The sequence below is a fragment of the Amycolatopsis orientalis DSM 43388 genome (assembly GCF_000411975.1).
In the GTDB taxonomy this organism is placed as follows: Bacteria; Actinomycetota; Actinomycetes; order Mycobacteriales; family Pseudonocardiaceae; genus Amycolatopsis; species Amycolatopsis orientalis_D.
In genome coordinates this window covers 24,906-45,349 of record NZ_ASXG01000046.1, presented here as the reverse complement: position 1 = coordinate 45,349, position 20,444 = coordinate 24,906, and the positions used below count along the sequence as shown (strand labels likewise).

At 70.6% G+C, this 20,444-nt stretch carries 15 protein-coding genes and 1 tRNA gene; 9 read left to right on the top strand and 7 right to left on the bottom strand.

Going from position 1 to position 20,444, the window contains the following annotated elements; genetic code table 11:
* Positions 1–3 precede the first annotated feature (3 nt).
* The 5 genes from L942_RS08605 to L942_RS08585 are packed head-to-tail and all read left to right on the top strand — an operon-like array spanning position 4 to position 5,791.
* On the top strand, positions 4–1,170 hold the full coding sequence (locus L942_RS08605; RefSeq protein ID WP_051165802.1) for a CaiB/BaiF CoA transferase family protein: 1,167 nt from the start codon (positions 4–6) through the stop codon (positions 1,168–1,170).
* Positions 1,163–1,960, top strand: a complete 798-nt coding sequence (locus L942_RS08600) for an enoyl-CoA hydratase/isomerase family protein (protein ID WP_037357265.1) — start codon at positions 1,163–1,165, stop codon at positions 1,958–1,960. Before L942_RS08605 ends, L942_RS08600 begins: the two co-directional genes overlap by 8 nt.
* Complete coding sequence (locus L942_RS08595) at positions 1,960–2,715, top strand: SDR family NAD(P)-dependent oxidoreductase (protein ID WP_037357263.1); 756 nt, start codon at positions 1,960–1,962, stop codon at positions 2,713–2,715. Before L942_RS08600 ends, L942_RS08595 begins: the two co-directional genes overlap by 1 nt.
* 29 nt (positions 2,716–2,744) lie before the next feature.
* Positions 2,745–4,397 carry an AMP-binding protein gene (locus tag L942_RS08590; RefSeq protein ID WP_081654987.1) on the top strand — a complete coding sequence of 551 codons (1,653 nt, stop codon included), beginning with the start codon at positions 2,745–2,747 and terminating at the stop codon, positions 4,395–4,397.
* A 41-nt stretch (positions 4,398–4,438) separates the two neighbouring features.
* Positions 4,439–5,791: an MFS transporter gene (locus L942_RS08585; RefSeq protein WP_037357261.1), complete on the top strand. Its 1,353-nt coding sequence runs from the start codon at positions 4,439–4,441 to the stop codon at positions 5,789–5,791.
* Between the two features lie 48 nt (positions 5,792–5,839).
* Here L942_RS08585 and L942_RS08580 read toward each other — a convergent pair whose 3' ends face one another.
* Together L942_RS08580 and L942_RS41925 are read right to left on the bottom strand one after the other, a co-directional pair.
* Complete coding sequence (locus L942_RS08580) at positions 5,840–7,240, bottom strand: Asp-tRNA(Asn)/Glu-tRNA(Gln) amidotransferase GatCAB subunit A (protein ID WP_037357259.1); 1,401 nt, start codon at positions 7,238–7,240, stop codon at positions 5,840–5,842.
* A complete protein-coding gene (locus L942_RS41925; RefSeq protein ID WP_051165801.1) occupies positions 7,237–7,992 on the bottom strand; it encodes an aspartate/glutamate racemase family protein in 756 nt (251 codons plus the stop codon). Before L942_RS41925 ends, L942_RS08580 begins: the two co-directional genes overlap by 4 nt.
* 157 nt (positions 7,993–8,149) lie before the next feature.
* Between L942_RS41925 and L942_RS08570 the strand changes: the two genes are divergently transcribed.
* Positions 8,150–8,995: a helix-turn-helix domain-containing protein gene (locus L942_RS08570; RefSeq protein ID WP_051165800.1), complete on the top strand. Its 846-nt coding sequence runs from the start codon at positions 8,150–8,152 to the stop codon at positions 8,993–8,995.
* Between the two features lie 7 nt (positions 8,996–9,002).
* Here L942_RS08570 and L942_RS08565 read toward each other — a convergent pair whose 3' ends face one another.
* From L942_RS08565 to L942_RS08550, 5 genes are all read right to left on the bottom strand, one after another.
* Entirely contained in the window at positions 9,003–9,446 is a 444-nt protein-coding gene (locus L942_RS08565; RefSeq protein ID WP_037357412.1) for a TIGR03618 family F420-dependent PPOX class oxidoreductase, read from the bottom strand.
* 429 nt (positions 9,447–9,875) lie between these two features.
* Positions 9,876–10,130: a hypothetical protein gene (locus L942_RS44185; protein ID WP_158684442.1), complete on the bottom strand. Its 255-nt coding sequence runs from the start codon at positions 10,128–10,130 to the stop codon at positions 9,876–9,878.
* A gap of 928 nt (positions 10,131–11,058) precedes the next feature.
* Positions 11,059–11,135: transfer RNA gene (locus tag L942_RS08560), tRNA-Arg, on the bottom strand.
* Between the two features lie 999 nt (positions 11,136–12,134).
* Positions 12,135–12,554, bottom strand: coding sequence for a peptidase inhibitor family I36 protein (locus tag L942_RS08555; RefSeq protein WP_051165799.1), 420 nt, complete (start codon positions 12,552–12,554; stop codon positions 12,135–12,137).
* A gap of 186 nt (positions 12,555–12,740) precedes the next feature.
* Positions 12,741–13,784, bottom strand: coding sequence for a LacI family DNA-binding transcriptional regulator (locus L942_RS08550; RefSeq protein WP_037357257.1), 1,044 nt, complete (start codon positions 13,782–13,784; stop codon positions 12,741–12,743).
* A 146-nt stretch (positions 13,785–13,930) separates the two neighbouring features.
* Between L942_RS08550 and L942_RS08545 the strand changes: the two genes are divergently transcribed.
* From L942_RS08545 to L942_RS08535, 3 genes are all read left to right on the top strand, one after another.
* Positions 13,931–15,949: a cytochrome c oxidase assembly protein gene (locus L942_RS08545; RefSeq protein ID WP_051165798.1), complete on the top strand. Its 2,019-nt coding sequence runs from the start codon at positions 13,931–13,933 to the stop codon at positions 15,947–15,949.
* Between the two features lie 102 nt (positions 15,950–16,051).
* Positions 16,052–17,728, top strand: a complete 1,677-nt coding sequence (gene ettA / locus L942_RS08540) for an energy-dependent translational throttle protein EttA (RefSeq protein WP_037357253.1) — start codon at positions 16,052–16,054, stop codon at positions 17,726–17,728.
* Between the two features lie 19 nt (positions 17,729–17,747).
* A complete protein-coding gene (locus L942_RS08535) occupies positions 17,748–20,306 on the top strand; it encodes a hypothetical protein (RefSeq protein ID WP_037357251.1) in 2,559 nt (852 codons plus the stop codon).
* The last annotated feature ends 138 nt before the right edge of the window (positions 20,307–20,444 follow it).

The following is a 20,444-nucleotide window of genomic DNA, read 5'->3' as shown; positions in this document are numbered from 1 at the left end:
GACATGCGTGGCAATCCGACTGCGTCCGGGCCCCTCGCCGGAGTGCGCGTCATCGACCTGACGACCTCCTACGCCGGCCCGACGGCCGCGATGTACCTGGCCGACCTCGGCGCCGACGTGGTCAAGGTCGAGCGGCCGGGACACGGCGACGACACCCGTGCGTGGGGTCCGCCCTTCGTGGGGAGGACCTCGGCGTGGTTCGCCTCGGCCAACCGGAACAAGCGGTCGGTGGAACTGGATCTCCGTTCCCCGGAAGGTTTTTCGGCGCTGGATGAGTTGCTGGGCGGCGCGGACGTCTTCCTGCACAATCTGAACCCCGGCAAGCTCGAGCGGCTGGGCCTGGCTCCGGAAGCGGTGTGCGGACGCCATCCGCGTCTCGTCTACTGCGCGCTGTCCGGCTTCGGCCTCGACGGGCCGGACAGCGCGTTGCCCGGCTACGACCTCGCGGCACAGGCACGGTCCGGGCTGATGTCGGTGACCGGCGCGAAAGGCGGTACCCCGCAACGGGTTTCGACAGCGTTGACCGACATCGTCACCGGCATGTGCGCCGCGCTGGCCGTCAACGCGGCGCTGGTCCGGCAGCAGGCGACCGGCAAAGGCGACGTCGTGGACGTGTCGCTGCTCGATTCCGGGCTCGCGCTGATGGCCCCGCGGATCGCCGCGTTCCTCGCCGGCGAACCGGAGCCCGCGCCCAGCGGCGGAACCGATTCGGTGCTCGCGGTCTACCAGCCGTTCGAGACCGCGGACCGCCCGCTCGTGGTGGCGATCGGGAACGACGCGATGTGGCAGCGGTTCTGCGCGGCGGTCGATCTTCCCGCGCTGGCACGAGACCCGGCACTGGCCGACAACGCGGGCCGCAGGGCGCAGCGGGACCGCATCACCGGGGCGATCGCGGCCCGGCTGGCGGAGCGCCCGGCGGCGGATTGGATGGCCGTGCTCGACCGGGCCGACGTGCCGTGCTCGCTGGTCCGGTCGCTCGGCGAGGTCGTCGCCGACCCGCAGGTGAAAGCCCGCGGCAGCCTGCTGCCGGTGCCCGGCGCGGACGGGCTGTTCACCGTTCGCAGCCCCTTCCGGCTCGCGTCCGTGGCTCAGCCGCGCAACGAGCCGAGCCCGGCGCTCGGCGCGGACACCGAGGACCTGCTCTCGAAGGAGGTCGTCGCCCGTGGCTGACGAAGTCCTGCTCGACCGGGACGGACCGATCGCGGTGGTCACCCTGAACCGTCCGGAGGTCCACAATGCACTCAACGCCGCGGTGCTCGGCGAGCTCTCGGCCGCGGTGCGCGAATTGGACGACGCGCCGGAGGTGCGCGCGGTCGTCCTGACCGGTGCGGGCAGCCGCTCCTTCTGTGCCGGCGCCGATATCGACGAACTGGCCGGGCTCGACGCGCTCTCCGCGCGGGAAGTGCTGCGGGCGGGACAGCGTGCCGTGACGGAGGTCGCGGGCAGCCGGACGCCGGTCGTCGCGGCGGTCAACGGCCTCGCGCTCGGCGGCGGTTTCGAACTGGTGCTGGCGGCGGCTTTCCCTGTGCTGTCGGAAAATGCTTCGTTCGCCCTGCCGGAGTCCGGGCTCGGCTTGATTCCCGGATACGGCGGCACGCAACGGCTTCCGGCCGCGATCGGCCGCGCGACCGCGTCGCACCTCATGCTCACCGGAACCAAGATGTCCGCCGAGCGCGCTTTTCAGCTGGGGCTGACTCCGCTCGCGCCAGTCGCGCCGGATGCGTTGCTGGACAAGGCGATCGAGCAAGCGCGCATCATCACCGCCCGCGGTCCAGCGGCTACCGCGGCGATCCTGGACGCCTTGCGCACGACTGCGCCCCGACCGGAACACCTCGACTTCGAAGCCGCTCTCGCCGGGACCGTGACGTCCGGTGCCGAAGCAGCCGAGGGCATCGCCGCGTTCCGCGCCAAGCGGGCGCCTCTTTTCGCCCCACGACCGAACCGGAACGGGAGTCTGTGATGACGGGATCGCTGGACGGGAAGGTGGCTGTCGTCACCGGGGCGGGCCGGGGCCTCGGCCGGGCCATGGCCGAAGCGCTCGCGGGTGCGGGCGCCGCCGTCGTCGTCGCCGGGCGGCGAACGGCCGACCTGGAGGACTGCGCGGCCAAATTGAATGCCGAAGGCGGTCGCGCGCAAGCAGTGCGCTGCGACGTCACGAGCGAGTCGGACGTCGCGGAACTGGCCGAAACCGCCGTCGCCTCGTTCGGACGCGTCGACATCCTGGTCAACAACTCCGGGGTCGTCGAAACGACGACCCTGGTCGAGCAGGAGCCCGAATCGTGGGACCGGATCGTCGACACGAATCTGCGCGGCGTTTACCTGACCACCCGGGCGATCGGCCGCCGGTTCGTCGCGCAGGGGTCCGGCAAGGTGGTCAACATCGCGTCGAATTTCGGGCTGATGGGGGTCAGCCACCACGCCGCGTACTCGTCGTCGAAGGCCGCGGTGATCGCTTTCACGCGTTCGATGGCGGTCGAATGGGCCCGGCACAACGTGCAGGTGAACGCGATTGCCCCGGGCTATTTCGCCACGGACATCAACGCGGGCCTGCGCGCCGACGACGCGGCGACCGCCGCCGTGTTGAAGCGGATCCCGGCTCGCCGGATGGGACGGCCGGAGGAACTGGCGCCGTGGCTGCTGCTGCTCGCCGGTCCGGCGTCCGACTTCATGACCGGCGAAACCCTCGTCGTCGACGGCGGCCAGTCGATCCAGTGAGCCGCCCCGTTCGCGGAAGGAGAACCTCGATGCCGCTGACAGTTTCCCGGCTGATCGCCGAAGGCGCTCCAGCCGATCCGGAGACCGTGCGCCAGTACTTCCGGGACGGCCGGTGGCGCGGCCGCACGATCCGGTCGGTCCTGCGGGACGCCGCGGCGGCGGTTCCGGACCGCGAGGCGCTGGTCGGCTACCGGTCGGACGGCACGACGCCGCGCTGGACCTACCGCGACTTCGACCGGGAAGCGACGCTGGCCGCGTCGGCGCTGGCGGGGCTCGGCGTCGAGGCGGGCGACGCGGTCGCCGTGATGCTGCCGAACTGGATCGAATACGGCGCGCTGATCTTCGGCATCAACGAGCTCGGCGCGGTCTACACCGGGATCCCGGTCGCCTACGGGGCCCGTCAAGCGGAGGCGATCCTTCGCCGCAGCAAGGCGAAGGTCCTGGTGATTCCGGTGCGGTGGCGCGGGAACGAGCACCTGGAACTCGCCAGGGAACTGCACGCGTCCATCCCGTCGCTGGAGAAGGTCGTGGTCCTCGGCGACGACAGCGCCGAACTCGGGCCGGACGCGGTGCGGTGGCGTGATCTCCCAGCCGTGCCGCGGGAATTCCCGCCGCGGGCGTCCGACGAAATCTGCTACCTCGGCTTCACCTCCGGCACCACCGGAGAGCCGAAAGGGGCGATGCACAGCCACGACACCCTGCTGCACAGCGCGTACCAGCTGGCCGAACACTTCGGCGCGGACGCGTTCGGCGAGCCGATGGTCCACCTGGTCGCTTCGCCGACCGGACACCACACCGGATTCATCTGGGGCGTGGTGTTCACCGTGTGCCTCGGCGGCACCGGCGTCCACGTCGACCGATGGGACCCGGTCTGGGGCACCGAAATCATCCGCGCGGAAGGCGTCACCACCTTCTTCGGCGCGCCGACGTTCGTGCAGGACATGCTCCGCACTGACCTGGCCGGCGACCCGGACTGCCCGCTGTCCTGCCTCGTCGTCGCGGGCTCGTCCGTGCCGCGGACGCTGCCCCGACAAGCCGGAAAGGCGCTGGGCGCCTACGTCGCGCCGGCCTGGGGGATGACCGAGTGCAGCATCATCGTCTCGACCACTCCCCGCGAGCCGGACGAGATCCTGGCGACCGACGGGTCGGTGTTCTCCGGTTCCGAGGCCGCGGTCGTGGACGCGGACGGCGTCCTGCGCACCGAACCGGGTTCGGCGGGCGAACTCGTCGTACGCGGGCCCTCGCTGTTCCTGGGGTATTTCGAGCGGCCCGACGCGACCTCCGAGGCGTTTCTGCCGGGTTCGTGGTTCCGCACCGGCGACACCGCCGTCCTCGACGAGCACGGGTGGGTGACATTGCAGGGCCGGACCAAGGACATCGTGATCCGCGGCGGCGAGAACATCCCGGTCGCCGACATCGAGACCTTGTTGTTCGACCATCCCGGCGTCCGCAACGCGGCGGTGGTCGGCATGCCCGACGAACGGCTGGGGGAGCGGGCCTGCGCGGTCGTGGCACTTGCTTCCGGCGCCAGCCTCACTTTGCCCGCCCTGTGCGAGTACTTGCTCGCCGAAGGGCTGTCGAAGCATTACCTGCCCGAACGGCTGGTCGTGCTCGACGAACTCCCGATGACGCAGAGCGGGAAGATCCAGAAATTCAAGCTGCGCGAACTGGTGCGCGGCTGAACCGAAACGCCCACCCGTCCACCGATCCCCAGGGAACAGCCATGTCCGAGCCTACGGTTCCAACGTCGCCCGCAGGTACCGCTCCCGTTCCGGCGAAGCCGGCCGATCTCCGGCGCACCATTCTCGGCGCGTCGGTCGGGAACATCATCGAACAGTACGATTTCGCGATCTACAGTTCGATCGCGGCACTGGTGTTCGGGAAAGTGTTCTTCCCCGAACTCGGCACCGTCACCGCTCTTCTCGCCTCCTTTTCCACCTATGCGGTCGGATTTCTCGCCCGTCCGCTCGGCGGCGTGATCAGCGGTCATTTCGGCGATCTCTACGGCCGCAAGAAACTCCTGGTCGCGATGCTGCTGACCGCCGGGCTGGCCACCACCCTGATCGGCGTGATCCCGACCTACGCGTCGATCGGATTCTGGGCGCCGTTGCTGCTGGTGCTGCTGCGCTTCGTGCAGGGCGTTTCCTACGGCGGGGAATACAGCGGCGCGGTGCTGATGGTGAACGAATCCGCACCGCGGCGGAGGTCCGGGTTCTACACCGGATTCGTGCCCGCCTCGTCGAGCATCGGCGTCGTTCTCGCCAACTTCGTGATCCTGCTCTGCGCGCTGATGCCAGCTGAGCAATTCCGTACCTGGGGCTGGCGGATGCCGTTCCTGGCCTCGATCGTGCTGGTGGTCGTCGGTCTGGTGATCCGTGCCCGGATGGCCGAGAGCGGTGCGTTCTCGACGATGAAGGCGGCGGCTTCGGACAAGGCCAAGCGGCGCCCGGTGGTCGAGGCGATCAAGGAGAACCCGAAGGAGATCGTGCTCGTCCTGGGCGTCTGCCTCGGTTTCGGCGCGGTGAACTACGTCCTGGTGGCGTGGGTGCTCAGCTACCTCAAGGTTTCCGGGCTCGCGTCCGCGCAGGTCGGGCTGATCGGCCTCGTGGTCGGCCAGTGCTGTTACGCGGTGAGCACTCTGGTCAGCTCCGCGGTGTCGGACCGGGTCGGACGGCGCACGGTGATGCTGGCCGGCGCGTCGGTCTTCGTGGTGCTGGCCTTCCCGCTGTTCTGGCTGATCGGAACCGGAAACCCAGTGCTGATCTGGCTGGCGATGGCACTGGGCCTGGTCGCCGCGGGAATGGTGTACGGGCCGATGAGCTCGCTGATGTGCGAGCTGTTCGCGACAAAACACCGGTACAGCGGTTCGTCGGCTGGAGTTCAGGTCGGGCTCACCCTGGGCGGCGGCTTGTCCCCGCTGGTCGCAACGAGCCTGTTCGGGCTCACAGGCACCACCTGGTCGATCTCCCTGCTGCTCGCGGTGGCCGGCGCGGTGTGCCTGGTCTCGGTGTACTTCGTGGACGAACCGGGCGCACTCCGCGCTCGGGCGAGCGAACTGGCCGCTGTGGAGTCGTGAAGCACGCGAAAGGAGGGGACGAGCCGAGCTCGCCCCTCCTTTCGCGTGTCAAGCCGTTCCCCCGGCCGCGATCGGGATCCGGTCCGCCCAATCCGTGGCTTCCTCGAACTGCCGACCCGCCAGCAACAGCTGTGCTTCGCCGAACGCCCGGCCGGCGAGCTGCAGTCCGATCGGCAGCCCATCGGTGGTGAATCCACAAGGGACGGACAGCGCGGGCAGCCCGGTCAGGTTCGCCGCGAGCGGAAACCGGGCGTAGGCGTCGATGACGCTCTCGGTCGTGCCGTCCGGATAGGACACCGAGTCCGAGCCGAATTCCGCGGCTGGCGCGGCAACGGTGGGAAAGGCGATCACGTCCACCTCGTCGAGCGCGTGTTGCCAGGCCAGCCGGGCGCGCGTACGGACGCGCTGTGCTTCGAGGTAGTCGACCGCGCGCACTTTCTCCCCGGCCGCCAACGCTGTCCGGACGCGCTCGGTGAGCAGTCCGCCATGGTCGCGGAGGACGTCGCCGAGGCACGAACTCGCCTCAGCCATGATGATGACCAGTCCCGCGTCGTAGGCCTCGGCGGCGTACGGGATCTCAACTTCCCGCGCGTCGCAGCCGAGATCCTCGAACACCTTGACCGCCGCGCGGACACCTGCCGCCACTTCGGGATGACAACGGTCGAAGAAGTAGCTGCGCGGAACCCCGATGGTGCGGACGGGCGGGCCGTCGAGATACTCGCCGGCCGGCCGGGCGACGCTCGCCGGGTCGCCCGGGTCGTGCCCCGCGACCGTGGACAGCAGATGAGCCAGGTCGGTCGTGGTACGCGCCATCGGACCGGCGTGGTCCAGCGACGAGGACAGCGGGACCACGCCGGTTCTCGGCACGAGCCCGTACGTCGGCTTCAGCGCCGCGATGCCGCACAACGCCGCGGGAATCCGCACGGAGCCGCCGGTGTCGGTGCCCATGCCGCCGAGACCCATCCGGGCCGCGATGGCCGCGCCGCAGCCGCCGCTCGAGCCGCCGGGCACCCGGTCCGGGTTCCACGGGTTGCGAGTGGCCGGAGTGGTGCTGCCGTAGGCGTATTCGTCGCAATGCGTCTTCCCGATCAGCACGGCTCCGGCTTCCCGCAGCCGACGGGAGACGGTGGCGTCGCGGCGGGCGAGATGACCCTTTCGCGTCGCCGAACTCGCCGTCCTCGGGTGTCCGGCCAGATCGTAGAGATCCTTGAGCACCAGCGGGATCCCGTGCAGGGGACCGAAATACTCGCCCGACGCGAGACCCCGTTCGGCTCGCCGGGCCTCGGCCATCGCCTCCTCGGCCCGCACCAGGGTGAACGAACCGAGTTCGGGATCGAGGCGCGCGCACCGGTCGAGCACGGCGGCCGTCAATTCCACCGGGGAAAGCGTTCCGCGAGCGATCTCGGCCGCGGCGCGGTCGATGGTCAGGTCGGCCGCGTCCGCCGTCACGCCTTGGACTCCAGGAGGTGCTCGGCGTAGGTGGCGGCGCACACCAGCGGATTGATGACCGGAGCACCGTACGCGGACGCCGCGTCGCCGAGTTCGTCGATGGATCGGCTCCAGAAGGCACAGGCGAAGAACAGCGCCTTGGCTCCGTCCTCCTCGACCGCGGACTTCGCCTGGACGAGGCCGTCTTCGTGCAAGCCGTTCGCCATCGCATCGAGGGTGCGGTCGCGCAAGGCGCCGGGATCGGTTTCCGTGAGCCGGTCGAGAGTCTCCGGATCGGGATGCGCCGGCACGGCGACGCCGCGGGTGGTGAATTGCTCACCCGACAGCCCGTACTGCCGCGCTTTGCCGATCCAGAAGTCGAAATTGCCCTGCGTCGGGATCAGCGGAAGGTACGAGTCGGGAAGCCTGCGGGCGAGGATGGCCAGCTTGCCCCAGTTCTTCGCGGTCGAGCAGACCGCCTCGGTGACCCCGACGACCGGGATGGACACGGCCGCACGGGTCTCGTCCAGGAACGGGTCCGCGCAGCAGCCGATCACGACCGCGCCGAATCCGTCCTTCTCCGCCTGCCTGGCCCGTTCGACCATCAGTCCGCTCGCCTCCGCGGCGGGCCAGGGGAGCGGAGGAGCCGCCTCGCCGAGGTTGGTCACCGCCAGTTCGGTGCTGTCGTGCAGATGCGGGCTGACGACCTCGCGCGCGGGTTCGTCCATGTAGCCGACTCCCCACGGGTTCACCATCATGATGCGCTGCGCCATCTCGGATTTCCTTCCTGCCGCGGCCGTTTCGGCGCGTCCACCTTCGCGCTAATGTCAGGCAGTTGTCAATAAGGTAACCTTATCGCAGAATGAGTGAAGTCAAGCCGATCTGGCTCGGACCTCGGTGTCCGGGCCGCGGCCAAGTAGGCTGCTGCCGATGAACACGGACATCGACGTCCGCCGGGACATCGGCGACTTCCTCACGACCCGCCGGGCGAGGATCACGCCGCGTCAGGCCGGGCTGCCGCAGTTCCGGGGCAAGCGCCGGGTTCCCGGGCTGCGCCGCGAAGAAGTCGCGTTGCTCGCCGGCATCAGCATCGAGTACTACACGCGCCTCGAGCGCGGGAACGTGCGCGGTGTTTCCGAGGACGTCGTCGACCGGGTCGCCAGCGCGTTGCAGTTGAACGAGACCGAACGCGCGCACTTCGTCGACCTGGTGCGGATCGCGGCCGAGCCCGCGGCTCCGGTCAGCCCTGCCCGGCCCGCGCACGTGCGGTCCAGCGTGCGGCATCTGCTCGATGCGATGACGGAGACCGCGGCGTACGTGCGCAACCCGCGGATGGACGTGCTCGCCGTCAACCGGCTGGGCGCCGCGCTCTACGCGCCGCTGTACGAAGACCCGGCCAACCGGTCGAATCTCGGCCGGTTCATTTTCGCCGATCCGCGTGCCCGCGGCTTCTACCGCGACTGGGACCGGGTCGCCGAGCAGGTGGTGGGCGTCCTCCGCGTCGCGTCGGGCCGCACCCCGGGCGACCGGGAGCTGGCCGGGCTGATCGACGAACTGCTGTCCGGCAGCGAGGAGTTCCGCACCCGCTGGGCGACTCACGACGTGCGCAACTACCGCACCGGCACACAGTTCTTCCGCCACCCGGTCGCCGGCGATCTCGAACTGGAGTACAACGTGCTCGACCTGCCCGCCGACCCGGGCTTGTCGATAGTCGCTTACTGCGCCGGTCCCGGTGTGGCACTGACGCGGCAGCTCACGGCGGAGCGCGGCGGATAGCACCGCGCTACCGCCCTGCCTCGCTGCTGATCGGGTCCCAGCGTTCGATGTCGATGCGGATCAGCGAATGCTCGGGCCCGAGCGTCGCCCCGTTGATTCCCGGCCGTCGGAACGCGCCGGGAACGAGGTCGAACGCGTCGGCGAGGTCCAGCACCTCGGCCAGCCCGTCGATCTGCACATACGGCCCGTCCTCGTCGTCGGAGAGCACGCAGACCGACACCTGCGGGTCGCGCCGTGCGTTCCGGGTCCGGACCCGATCGCGCTCGGTGGCGATCACGATCCGCTCGCACCGGTCCAGCGCGAACCGGGCCGGAGAGAACTCGACGCCGCCGTCGGGACGGGTGGTGGCCAGCAGCGCGCGGTGCCGCGGCCGGACGAACTCCAGCAACGCTGCGCGGTCGAGCCAGCTTGCGTACTCGAAATCGGCAACAGCGGTCACAGAAACGGACATCATCGTCACCCTTCTGTCGAATCTGGCACGGGATCCGCGTTCGAGCGCCGGGATTCCCGCGAGCCGGAGGTCCAGGAAACCTCGTGCGACAGCCGGGATGGAGGAACTGGCGATGGGGGCACTGCCAGTACCTCCCTCGCCCGGACGCGGCATTGCACCGCTTCAGCGCGGCAAAGGCAGGACTCACCGCGCGCAAGGCGCTGGGCAGCCCGTCTCGGCTGGCTTCGGGAAGTTGAGGGCGCTGCGCTTCCGCCTTTGATCGTTCGCGTGCGAGATCGTCCACGAAGGGGTCTCGGCCTGCTTACGTTGAACGACTGTGCCGAGCCGGTTTCAGCGAGGAGTTGTACAAAAGAATTCGCACTTGTCGCCGGCGTCGTCTTTGTCGAAGACCTGAGGCGCCGCTGGCACATCCGGGTGCTTCCGCCAGCCCTATAGCGGCTGGTCCATCAGGCGAATGTCCTCCAGAACGACGTTGCAGAAGGGTTTGTTCGCGTCGTGCATGGCCATGACGGCGTATCCGCCGGAGCCGGTGAGTGTGCTGCCGAGCTTTCGGGCGTGGGAACGGAAGCTGCCGCCTGCTGGGCGTCTTTCGCGGACATGTTGCTGCTGGAAGAGTGCGTTCGCTTTGCGTGCATCGTCGGCAGCGGCCTGCGCTGCGGTCGCTGCCCCTTCTGCCGTGCCCAAGCTCAGCGCAGCGTCCGTCCGGGCAGCGCGCTAGCTCCGTCTGCTTCCTGTTTTCCGTCAACGCCTTTCGGTGATCCGGCCTTGCGCGGGCGTGCACGACTGGAACGTATCGCGCGGTCAGCTCGTCCGCGCTGGGCAATGCAGACCTTCAGCTCCCGGGACGGGTGCAGAGTGGCATGTGTCCTGCGCGTGACACAGTCCGATGTGCTCTGCGCCCGTCGCTCGGATCGACTAAGGCCGATACGCCGTCGGCCCGATTTTGCTGAAGCTGGTCGGATGCCGAGATCTGGTTGAGTGCGCGGCCGGAGCCGCCGAGAGACCTGCTCCGACCTCGAGACCCTGCAGTGCGGCAGCTGTCCGCTGCCGACTTTCAGGGGTGGGCTTGGTTGGCTAGGCGGCTTCGTGCGGGGCCCCGGCCTCTGTGGACGGACGGCGTGGCGGGGTGAGGGGCCGGTGGGCGATGTTGATGTCGAGGGTGAGTTGTTGCGCGGGTGGGTGGCTTCGCGGGTGTGCTCGGGTCGGCTGGCGAGCGGAGGGCGTTGGCGCGGAGGCGGGCGGGCTTGCGGTTGATTGTGGGGTGTGTGCTGACGGCGAACCTTGGCTCCGGGCGAGGTGGTGGAGTTTGCGGAGGTGCCGTTGGACGAGTCCGGCGCGGCGGGCTTCGTCGAAGACGGCTCGGGCGGCGCTGTTCTGCGCCCGTCTGCTGGGCTGGCGCTTGTGGTGGGTCATGGGTGTCCCGAAGGCAGGGAAGATCACAGGTGTGTTTCGGCCCGGTCGGGGGAGAGAGGTGGCGGGCCGTGAAGGACTTGTCGCTGGGATGGCGGCCTGCGCGCGAGCCGGTTCGGGCTGGAAGCGTCCCGCTGCCGGGGAGGCGAAATCTCTCGCTGGAGAAACGCTGTGCTGGTGACTCGCACAGCGTTTCCCCTGGTGGTGCCCCCGGCAGGACTCGAACCTGCGACCTAGAGATTAGAAGGCTCTTGCTCTATCCAGCTGAGCTACGAGGGCCCGGGTGGCTGACAGCTGCTGACCTCCAGCATGAGCAGCTTAGTCATCGCCAATCTCTCGATCGTTCGACACCGTCGAATCGTTTCAGCTTCCGTTCGTCGGATTTGGGGGTATCCGGGGGAGGAATGCCACAGCGCGCGACGGTTCCGGTACGCACCGCGCGGGGGAGCTGCCCGGTGCGGTGGGCCGGTGGCGGTTTGTGCAGGTTGGACACCTGAAACTCCTGGTGGGGGAGCGGACGGGACGGGGAACAGAATGTGGCGATCTTGTGATGTAGGACGTCTGGGCTGGGACAGGGCGATTGGGCGATTCGGCGGTTGCGGCCAGGTCGTGAGACGTCGAGGCGTCGGCGCACCCGGTCGGTGGCACCGGATGGTGTGGCCGGGGCCCTGAGGCGGACGGCGTGGTCTGGCGCACGTCCAGGAGGGAAGGCGGGCGGTGCGGTCTGGGCAAGCGACGAGGCCCCGGTCTGGCCCGGGCGACTCATCGGGTGGCGGCGTGGTCTGGGCAAGCGATAAGGCGGTCTGGTCCGGGCGACTGGGCGGGGTGGCGGTGTGGGCAGGTCGAGCAGTGGACGTCTCGCGCGCGGAGCGTGCAGCGGTCGTACGGCAGGAATCGGCAGGGCGTGCCTCCGGCGGAGCTGAACTGGCAGGGCGGGCCTCCGGCGGAGCTGAATCGGCAGGGCGGGCCTCCGACGGAGCTGAACTGGCAGGGCGTGCCTCCGACGGAGCTGAACCGGAAGGGCGGCCCTCCGACGGAGCTGACGTCAGGAGGTGTCTCCCGACGTCGCAGCGACCCGGAGCCTCGCCTCCCGCTCCCGGGTCGGGGGCCGGGAGCGGGAGGGCGAGGGACCAGGGGCCCGTGGGCGCGGGGGTTCCGGGCTGCGCGCCCACGGGCCTGGGGGCCGCTCGGGGGTGCGGCCCCGGGCCGGCGCACTGGGGCGGCGAGTCGACTCGGCCTGGAGCTGCCCCGTTCGCCTGGCCCGGCTCTGGGGCGGGGCTATTCCCACACCTTCAGGGCACGCACCGCGAACGGCGACTGCGGCACGTACGTGCCACCGCCCGGGTAGGTGATGAAATCGCCCTCCGTGGAACAGTCCGCTCCTTGGTAGATCGTGACGTCGCGGGTCATCCGGTTGACGAAGGAATGGCCTTGGAATCCCTCGGGCAGGGGAATGCAATCACCCGGATTTGCCGTGCGCAGGTCATAACTCTGGACATTGCCGGAATACGTTTCGGTGTCCCACAGGCAGAACTCGCCGGCGTCGCAGGCGGGGCCGGGGTCCGCGGCCGGCGCGGCTTGGGCCAGACCGGAGCTGGTGAGGAGACCCGCGGTGACCAGCAGCAGCACGGCGGGCAGGGCGGCGGGCCGGGAACGGCGGCCGGGGAACGGAAGGGACGGCAGCAGGCGGCGGAACATCGTGGGAACTCCCCCTCAATCGAAGCGGCGCCGGCGAAGCGGCCGGCGGAATCCCGGGAAACCGGGTGTGTCTCCACCTTGGCGGGTTCCGGGCGATTTGTCTGCCCGCATTCCTACGTCTGTGGACAAGTAGTTTCCCTTCACCCGGAAGAGACCTGGTTGTCCACAGATCGGCGAACGGTCTTGCTAAATCGCCGCCGTGCTTTCCCGGACGGCCAGCGACACCGGGAGTTCCACCGGGGGCGGGGCCGGCTCGCCGGCCAGCAGGTCCATCACCAGTTCGCCGGCGACGCGGCCCTTGCCTGCCAGGTCCTGGCGCACGGTCGTGAGGGGTGGTTCAGACCACGCGGCCTGCGGGGTGTCGTCGAAGCCCACGATCGAGACGTCGCCGGGCACGCGCAGGCCCAGCCGGTGGGCGGCGGCGATCGCGGCGAAGGCCAGCTGGTCGGACATGCACAACAGCGCCGTCGGGCGCACCGAGGCGGTGAGCAGGTCCGTCGCGGCGGCGCGGGCGGTCGAGGCGGAGAGCCACGGGGCTTCGGTGATGGTGATGTCGCTGATCCCGGCGGCGGCCAGCGTGTCCAGGTATCCGGCGAGGCGTTCGCGGGTGCCGTGGAAGGCGCTGGAGAAAGTGCCGGAAAGACGGGGGGCGGCCAGGATTCCGAAGCGCCGATGGCCTAGCTCCACCAAATGACGGGCGGCCAATGAAGCGCCGCCGCGGTCGTCGCAGCCAACGCGGGCCGTTTCCGGGAGCGGGGGTTGGTCGATGACCACCAGGGGCAACCCCCGGGTCCGCACGGCTTCCAGCGCGGGCGTGCCGTCGGCGAGGGAGTACGCCACGGCGATATCCGCTTGCGCGGCCAGGACTCGCGCTGCCGGCGGGCCTTCCTCGGCTTCGCGGCCGGGCAACAGCAGCAGCGCGTTGCCGGTGGGTTCCACGGTTTTCGCGAGCGCGTCCAGCGTGATCGACAGCGCCGGGTCGGAGAACGCCGCCGACAGCGACGAATCGAGCAGGAAAGCGATCGCGCCGGTGCGGCTCGTGGCGAGGCTGCGGGCGGTCGGGTTCGGGCCGGGGTAACCGAGTTCACTCGCCGCGCGCAGAATCTCCTCCCGCAACCGCGCCGACAGCTGGTCAGGCCGGTTGTAGGCGTTCGACACAGTGGCGCGCGACACCCCGACCGCCTCCGCGACGTCGTCCAGCGTCGGGCGGCGGCGACGGCTGCTGGTCATCGGCGGAGCATAGAGGAAAGCCTTGCCGTGCCCCGGATTCCGCCCGGAGACCCGGTTCGACCAGCACAAACACCGCAAGCGAGCGAAACCCGGCTAGCGGCCCGCCCGCTGTGCCCCAGCGCGCGAGACCGGCCTAGTCTCGTACTGTGAGCTCGGAACCTGTGACAAAACCCGCCCCGAACCGCGGCCGCAAGACGAGCGTGCTCCCGCTGCTTTCGGTCGGGGTCGTGCTCGGCGCGGTCGTCGCGGTCGGGCTCGTCGCGCTCACCGGCGGCGCGGGTTACGTCATCGCCGGTCTGCCGGACCCCGGGCTCGTCACGCGGTACGGCGTCACGGTGGTCCGCGTGCTCGCCGAGGCCGCGTCGGTCGTGTGCGTCGGCGCCTTGCTGCTGGCCGCTTTCCTCGTGCCGCCGCAGAAATCCGGCACGCTCGCGCCCGAGGGGTACGCCGCGGTCCGCACCGCCGGGATCGCCGCGTGGGCGTGGTTCGCCGCCTCGATCCTGTCCGTCGCGTTCACCGCCGCGGACAGCGCGGGCAAGCCGTTCGGCGACGTCCTTTCCCCGGACACCCTGCTCAGCCTCGTCGGCGCGATCGAACAGCCCAAGGCGTGGCTGTGGACGGCGCTGGTCGCGCTCCTGCTCGCCCTCGGCTGCCGCCTGGTGCTCAGCTGGGGCTGGACGGCGGTGCTGTTCTTCCTGTCCGTCGCCGGGCTCGTCCCGGTCGCGGTCACCGGGCACTCGGCCAGCGGCGGTTCGCACGACCTGGCCACCAACAGCCTGCTCTACCACCTCGTCGCGGCCGCGCTGTGGGTCGGCGGCCTGCTGGCCGTGCTCGCGCTCGGCTGGCGGCGCGGCAAGCACCTGAGCCTCGCCGCGCAGCGGTTTTCCAAGCTCGCCCTGGTCTGCTGGGTCGTGATGGCGGTGTCCGGCGTCGTCAACGCGCTCGTCCGGATCAACCTCGGCGACCTCTTCACCACCGACTACGGCCTGCTCGTCGTCGCCAAGATCGTCGCGCTGCTGCTGCTCGGCGTCTTCGGCCAGCAGCAGCGCAGCCGCGGCGTCGCGAACCTCGTGGACGGCAAGGGCGGCGGCCAGCTGCTTCGGCTCGCCGCCGTCGAAGTGCTGATCATGTTCGTCACCATCGGCATCGCGTCCGGCCTCGCCCGCACGCCGCCGCCGGCGGACGCGGTCACCCAGCCGGGCACCGTCGAACTCCTCATCGGCTACGACCTGCAGGGCCCGCCGACGTTCTGGCGGCTGCTCACCGACTGGCGTTTCGACCTGATCTACGGCACGCTCGCGATCGTTCTCGCCGGCCTGTACCTGCTCGGCGTGCGCCGGCTGCGCAAGCGCGGCGACGCGTGGCCGGTCGGCCGGACCGTGTCGTGGCTGGCCGGCTGCCTGGTGATCCTGCTGGCCACGTCGTCGGGCATCGGCCGGTACGCGCCCGCGATGTTCAGCGTGCACATGGGCAACCACATGCTCCTGTCCATGGTCGCGCCGGTCCTGCTGGTGCTCGGCGGCCCGGTCACGCTCGCCCTGCGCGCGCTCCCGCCCGCCGGCCGCGAAGCGCCTCCGGGACCGCGCGAATGGCTGCTGGCGGCCGTGCACTCGCCGGTGTCGCGGTTCCTGACGAACCCGATCGTCGCGCTGCTGCTGTTCGTCGGATCGTTCTACGCGCTGTACTTCTCCGGCCTGTTCGACAACGCGCTCAACTACCACTGGGCGCACCTGGCGATGAACGCGCACTTCCTGCTCGTCGGCTACGTCTTCTACTGGCCGGTGATCGGCGTCGACCCCGCGCCGCGGCGGCTGCCGCCGGTCGGCAAGCTCGGGATGATGTTCGGGGCCATGCCGTTCCACGCGTTCTTCGGCGTGATCCTGATGAACATGCAGACCGTCATCGGCCGCGAGTTCTACACGTCGCTGAAGCTGCCGTGGGTCGGCGACCTGCTGACCGACCAGCGGCTCGGCGGCGGCATCGCGTGGGCCTCGGGCGAGGTGCCGGTGCTGCTCGTGCTGATCGCGCTGCTCGTGCAGTGGGCCCGCCAGGACGAGCGCGAGGCGAAGCGGCGGGACCGGCGCGAGGAGAGCACCGGGGGCGAGGAACTCGCCGCCTACAACGCGATGCTGAAGAACCTCGCCGAGGGCAAACGGGCGGAATAGCGCGCCGGAAACGATGTCGTCCGCGTGACCTCGACTTGACCCTGGGTAGTGCGGTGGTGACCGCCGTCAGGCCGCCGGAGGAGCCACTCTACGATCGCTGTCATGGCCGAGTTCATCTACACCATGAAGAAGGTGCGCAAGACCGTCGGGGACAAGGTCATCCTCGACGACGTGAGCACCGCGTTCTACCCCGGAGCCAAGATCGGCGTCGTGGGCCCGAACGGCGCCGGCAAGTCGACCGTTCTCAAGATCATGGCGGGGATCGAGCAGGCCAGCAACGGCGAGGCCTTCCTCCAGCCGGGCGCGAGCGTCGGCATCCTCATGCAGGAGCCGGAGCTGGACGAGACCAAGACGGTCCGGCAGAACGTCGAGGAGGGGCTCGGCGACACCAAGAAGAAGCTCGACCGCTACAACGAGATCGCCGAGCAGATGGCGACCGACTACAGCGACGAGCTGATGGAGGAGATGGGCCAGCTCCAGGAGGAACTGGACCACGCCGACGCCTGGGAGCTCGACTCGACCGTCGAGCAGGCCATGGACGCGCTGCGCTGCCCGCCGCCGGACGAGCCGGTCACCCACCTCTCGGGCGGCGAGCGCCGCCGCGTGGCGCTGTGCAAGCTGCTGCTGTCCGCGCCCGACCTGCTGCTGCTCGACGAGCCCACCAACCACCTGGACGCCGAAAGCGTGCTGTGGCTGGAGCAGTTCCTCGCCACCTACAAGGGCGCCGTGCTGGCCGTGACCCACGACCGGTACTTCCTGGACAACGTCGCCGAGTGGATCATGGAGCTCGACCGCGGCCGGGTCGTCGGCTACGAGGGCAACTACTCCACCTACCTGGAGAAGAAGCGCGAGCGGCTCGAGGTCCAGGGCAAGAAGGACGCCAAGCTGGCCAAGCGGCTCAAGAGCGAGCTGGAATGGGTGCGGTCCAACGCCAAGGCGCGCCAGACCAAGTCCCGTTCGCGGCTCGACCGCTACGAGGAGATGGCCGCGGAGGCGGACAAGCACCGCAAGCTCGACTTCGAGGAGATCCAGATCCCGCCGGGCCCCCGCCTGGGCAGCGTCGTGGTCGAGGTCGAGAAGCTGCGCAAGGGCTTCGACGACCGGGTGCTCATCGACGGGCTCTCGTTCAACCTGCCGCGCAACGGCATCGTCGGCGTGATCGGGCCGAACGGCGTCGGCAAGACGACGCTGTTCAAGACCATCGTCGGGCTCGAGGAGCCGGACGCGGGCACGGTCAAGATCGGCGAGACGGTCAAACTGTCCTATGTGGACCAGACCCGCGGCGGGATCGACCCGAAGAAGACCGTGTGGGAGGTCGTGTCCGACAAGCTCGACTACATCCACGTCGGGCAGACCGAAATGCCCTCGCGCGCCTACGTGAGCGCGTTCGGCTTCAAGGGCCCGGACCAGCAGAAGCCGGCCGGCGTGCTGTCCGGCGGCGAGCGCAACCGGCTCAACCTCGCGCTGACGCTCAAAGAGGGCGGGAACCTGATCCTGCTGGACGAGCCGACGAACGACCTGGACGTCGAAACGCTGGGCTCGCTGGAGAACGCGCTCGAGCAGTTCCCCGGCTGCGCCGTGGTGATCTCCCACGACCGGTGGTTCCTCGACCGGGTCGCGACGCACATCCTCGCCTGGGAGGGCACCGAGGAGGACCCGGCGAAGTGGTTCTGGTTCGAGGGCAACTTCGAGGGCTACGAGAAGAACAAGGTCGAGCGCCTCGGCGCCGAAGCGGCGCGTCCGCACCGGGTCACCCACCGCAAGCTGAAGCGCGACTGACCGGCGCGGGGGGTCCCGAGTGGAAAGCAGCAGGCACAACCGGCCCAGCCCGTCCGCGACCGCGGACGGGCGGCCCGCCGTTGCCAGTGGCGGGACCCTCGCCGACCTCGGCCGGCTCATCGACCGGGCGGAATCGCTGCGCTTCCGGGCGCCCGAGCTGTCGCTGGTCCTCGGCGAACGCTCGGCCGCGCTCGCGGAGGCGGCGGGCGCGGACGGGCACTGGATCCGGGCCGAAGCGCTCGTGGTGTCCGCGCGCGTGCGCACCGGCGCGCGGACCTCGACGGTCGGCCGCGCGGTCGCGGCGTTGCGCGCGGCCGAACACGCCGGATACGCGACCACGGCGGCGCGGCTGCGCGTCGACCTCGCGATTTGCGCGCGCAGCCTCGGCGTTCCGCTGATGGGGCTGGCCGCGCTGCGGCCGGTGCTGTCCGAGGACGTGCCGCCGTCGCTGCGCGCGGAGGCGTTGTGCCACCTCGTCGGATGCCTCGCCCCGTTCGGCCGGAAGGCGGAGCTCGACCGGGTGCTCGTCGGGGCGGACCGGCTGCTGGTGGCCGACGATTCGCTCGACGCGGACGACCGGCTGCTGATGCGGGCGTTGCTGCGCAACGGAACTGCGGCGCACCGGCGTCGGCACGGCGACCTCACCGCGGCCGCGGACGCCGCGCGGACCGGGCTCGGGTTCCTGGAGAAGATGGACCGTCCCGGCGACGACGGCGGTCTCGTCCGGATCCGGCTCGTGCTGCAGCTGGTGAGCACGCTGCTCGACCGCGGCGACGCGGACATGGCTCACGACATCGCCGAACCGATGCTGCGGGAACCGGTGCGGGCCGCGGGAATCGCGCCCGCGGCGTGGCTGCGGCTGGCGGTCGCGACGCGCATTCACTTGCCGGCCGGGGCCGGGGACGCCGCCGCCGAGCTGGTGCGGGAGGCCGTCGCGGCCACCGACCGGCACGGGCTCGCCTCGGTCACCGCGCGGTTGTGGCTGGAGCTGGCGCAGATCGAGGAGCGGTTCGGCAGCGCGGAAGAGGCCATCGGCTGCCTGCACCGGGCGCGGGCCGCCGAACACGTGCACGCGCGGGCCCGGCGCCAGGCCTGCGGGCTGATCGCGGGCGAGCTGGGCGGCGATTCGGTCGCGTCGATGGACCTCGACGACGTCCTCGCCGCGTCCGCCCCGCGCGACGGACGCCCGGTGTCGATGGAGGTCGAGCCGCGGGTCGCGGCCGAGGAGACCTCGGTCATGCCGGCGATCCGCGACGTGCCCGCCGAGCGGCCGGACCCGGTCGCGGCTCCGCTGCCGTCCGTTCCGGCGCGGGTCGAGGTGCCCGCGGCGCCGGTTTCGGCTTCGGCCTGGGCCGAGGCGGCGGACAAGAAGCCGGCGTGGTCGTTCCGCCGGGCCGCGGCGGAGACGGAGGTCGAGCAGACCTCGGTGCTTCCGGCGATCCAGGAGGCGGCCGAGGAGGCTCCGCGGACCGGCGGACGGCGGCGGGCGGAGGACCGCAAGGCGCCGGTGCTGCCGGGATGGGCGCGGCCGTTCGCGCGCAAGAGCGCCGAAGCGCCAGCTCCCCGGAAACGGGCGGCCGCGGAGGCTGCGCGGGCTGAGCCGGATCGTCCGGCCCCGGTCGCGGAGAGCGCGTCGGCTCGGCAGCCGGAGGCGGCTCAGGTCGCCGAAAGCACGGGAGCGCGACGTGCGGCCCCGGAGGACGTGTCGGCCCGGCGGGCGGGCACGGCGAAGAACACGGCGGATCCCGTCGCGGAGACCGCGCCGAGCCGTCAGGCGGAGAAGGCATCGGACACGTCGGCTCGCTGGCCGGGGCAGCCGTCGGCGGCCGGCCGGGAAGAGAAAGCAGCCGAGGAGACGCGGGCGGCGGACGAGGTGCCCCGTCGCGCCCAGGAAGCCAAGGAAGAAGCTCCGGCCGAGGAGGCCCCGCGGTTCTCGCTGCGGATGCCGGATCTGTCGGACATCCTGCCCGAGTTGCCGCTCGCCCCGGCTCCCGCGGACGAGGCCGCGGCGCCGTTGTGGGAAAGCGCCGAGTGGGCGCGGGAGGAGGCGGCCCGCCGCGACGCGCGCGGACGCAAGACCCGGCACGACGCCGAACACGGCTCGGTCGCCGCGAAGTCCGTGCTGGACCGGCTGGGCATCACCGCGACCGGCGGAGGCGGCGGACGGCGCCGGGCCGACGAGGCCGGGCGTTCCGAATCCGCTGCGGCGGAACGGGAAACGGCGTCGGCGAAGGACGAACCCGAGCTGGCCCCCGCGCCGCGGCCGGAGGAACCGGAGCCGGTCGAAGAGCCCTGGCTGCCGCGGTTGCGGATGCCGCCCGCGCTGGACCCGCTGTCGGACATCGACGCGTGGACGCCGTCGGAGCAGCCGTTCCCCGAAGGCTACGCGCGAGCCATCGCGGAGGACGAACCGCCGCCGGACGCCGGTCTCGCGGACTTGCTCGCGCGCGCTCTCGCCGAACACCAGGCAGGCACCGCGAGCGCGGCCGCGCTGGTGAAGCGCCTCGGCCCGAACGACGAGCCGAAGCCGATCAACGGCCGCGCGACCGCGGACCGGCGCCGCAACAACGGCGACTGACTTTCGCGTCGGAAAGTCCTTGCGCCGCAGGGGAAGTGCTGGCTCGGCCGGGCAGATTGCGCGGTGGCGCAGGGGATCGCGCATCGACACGGACGAGGCTTCGGCGTCGAGAAGTCCGTGAAGGGCTCCTCGAGGGAA

Bases quoted from the DNA above. Each gene is read 5' to 3' on its own strand.
- L942_RS08590 (WP_081654987.1), top strand. From the start codon at position 2,745: ATGCCGCTGACAGTTTCCCGGCTGATCGCCGAAGGCGCTCCAGCCGAT.
- L942_RS41925 (WP_051165801.1), bottom strand. From the start codon at position 7,992: ATGGCGCAGCGCATCATGATGGTGAACCCGTGGGGAGTCGGCTACATG.
- L942_RS08595 (WP_037357263.1), top strand. From the start codon at position 1,960: ATGACGGGATCGCTGGACGGGAAGGTGGCTGTCGTCACCGGGGCGGGC.
- L942_RS08550 (WP_037357257.1), bottom strand. From the start codon at position 13,784: ATGACCAGCAGCCGTCGCCGCCGCCCGACGCTGGACGACGTCGCGGAG.
- L942_RS08565 (WP_037357412.1), bottom strand. From the start codon at position 9,446: ATGTCCGTTTCTGTGACCGCTGTTGCCGATTTCGAGTACGCAAGCTGG.
- L942_RS08605 (WP_051165802.1), top strand. From the start codon at position 4: ATGCGTGGCAATCCGACTGCGTCCGGGCCCCTCGCCGGAGTGCGCGTC.
- ettA (WP_037357253.1), top strand. From the start codon at position 16,052: ATGGCCGAGTTCATCTACACCATGAAGAAGGTGCGCAAGACCGTCGGG.
- L942_RS08555 (WP_051165799.1), bottom strand. From the start codon at position 12,554: ATGTTCCGCCGCCTGCTGCCGTCCCTTCCGTTCCCCGGCCGCCGTTCC.
- L942_RS08585 (WP_037357261.1), top strand. From the start codon at position 4,439: ATGTCCGAGCCTACGGTTCCAACGTCGCCCGCAGGTACCGCTCCCGTT.
- L942_RS08570 (WP_051165800.1), top strand. From the start codon at position 8,150: ATGAACACGGACATCGACGTCCGCCGGGACATCGGCGACTTCCTCACG.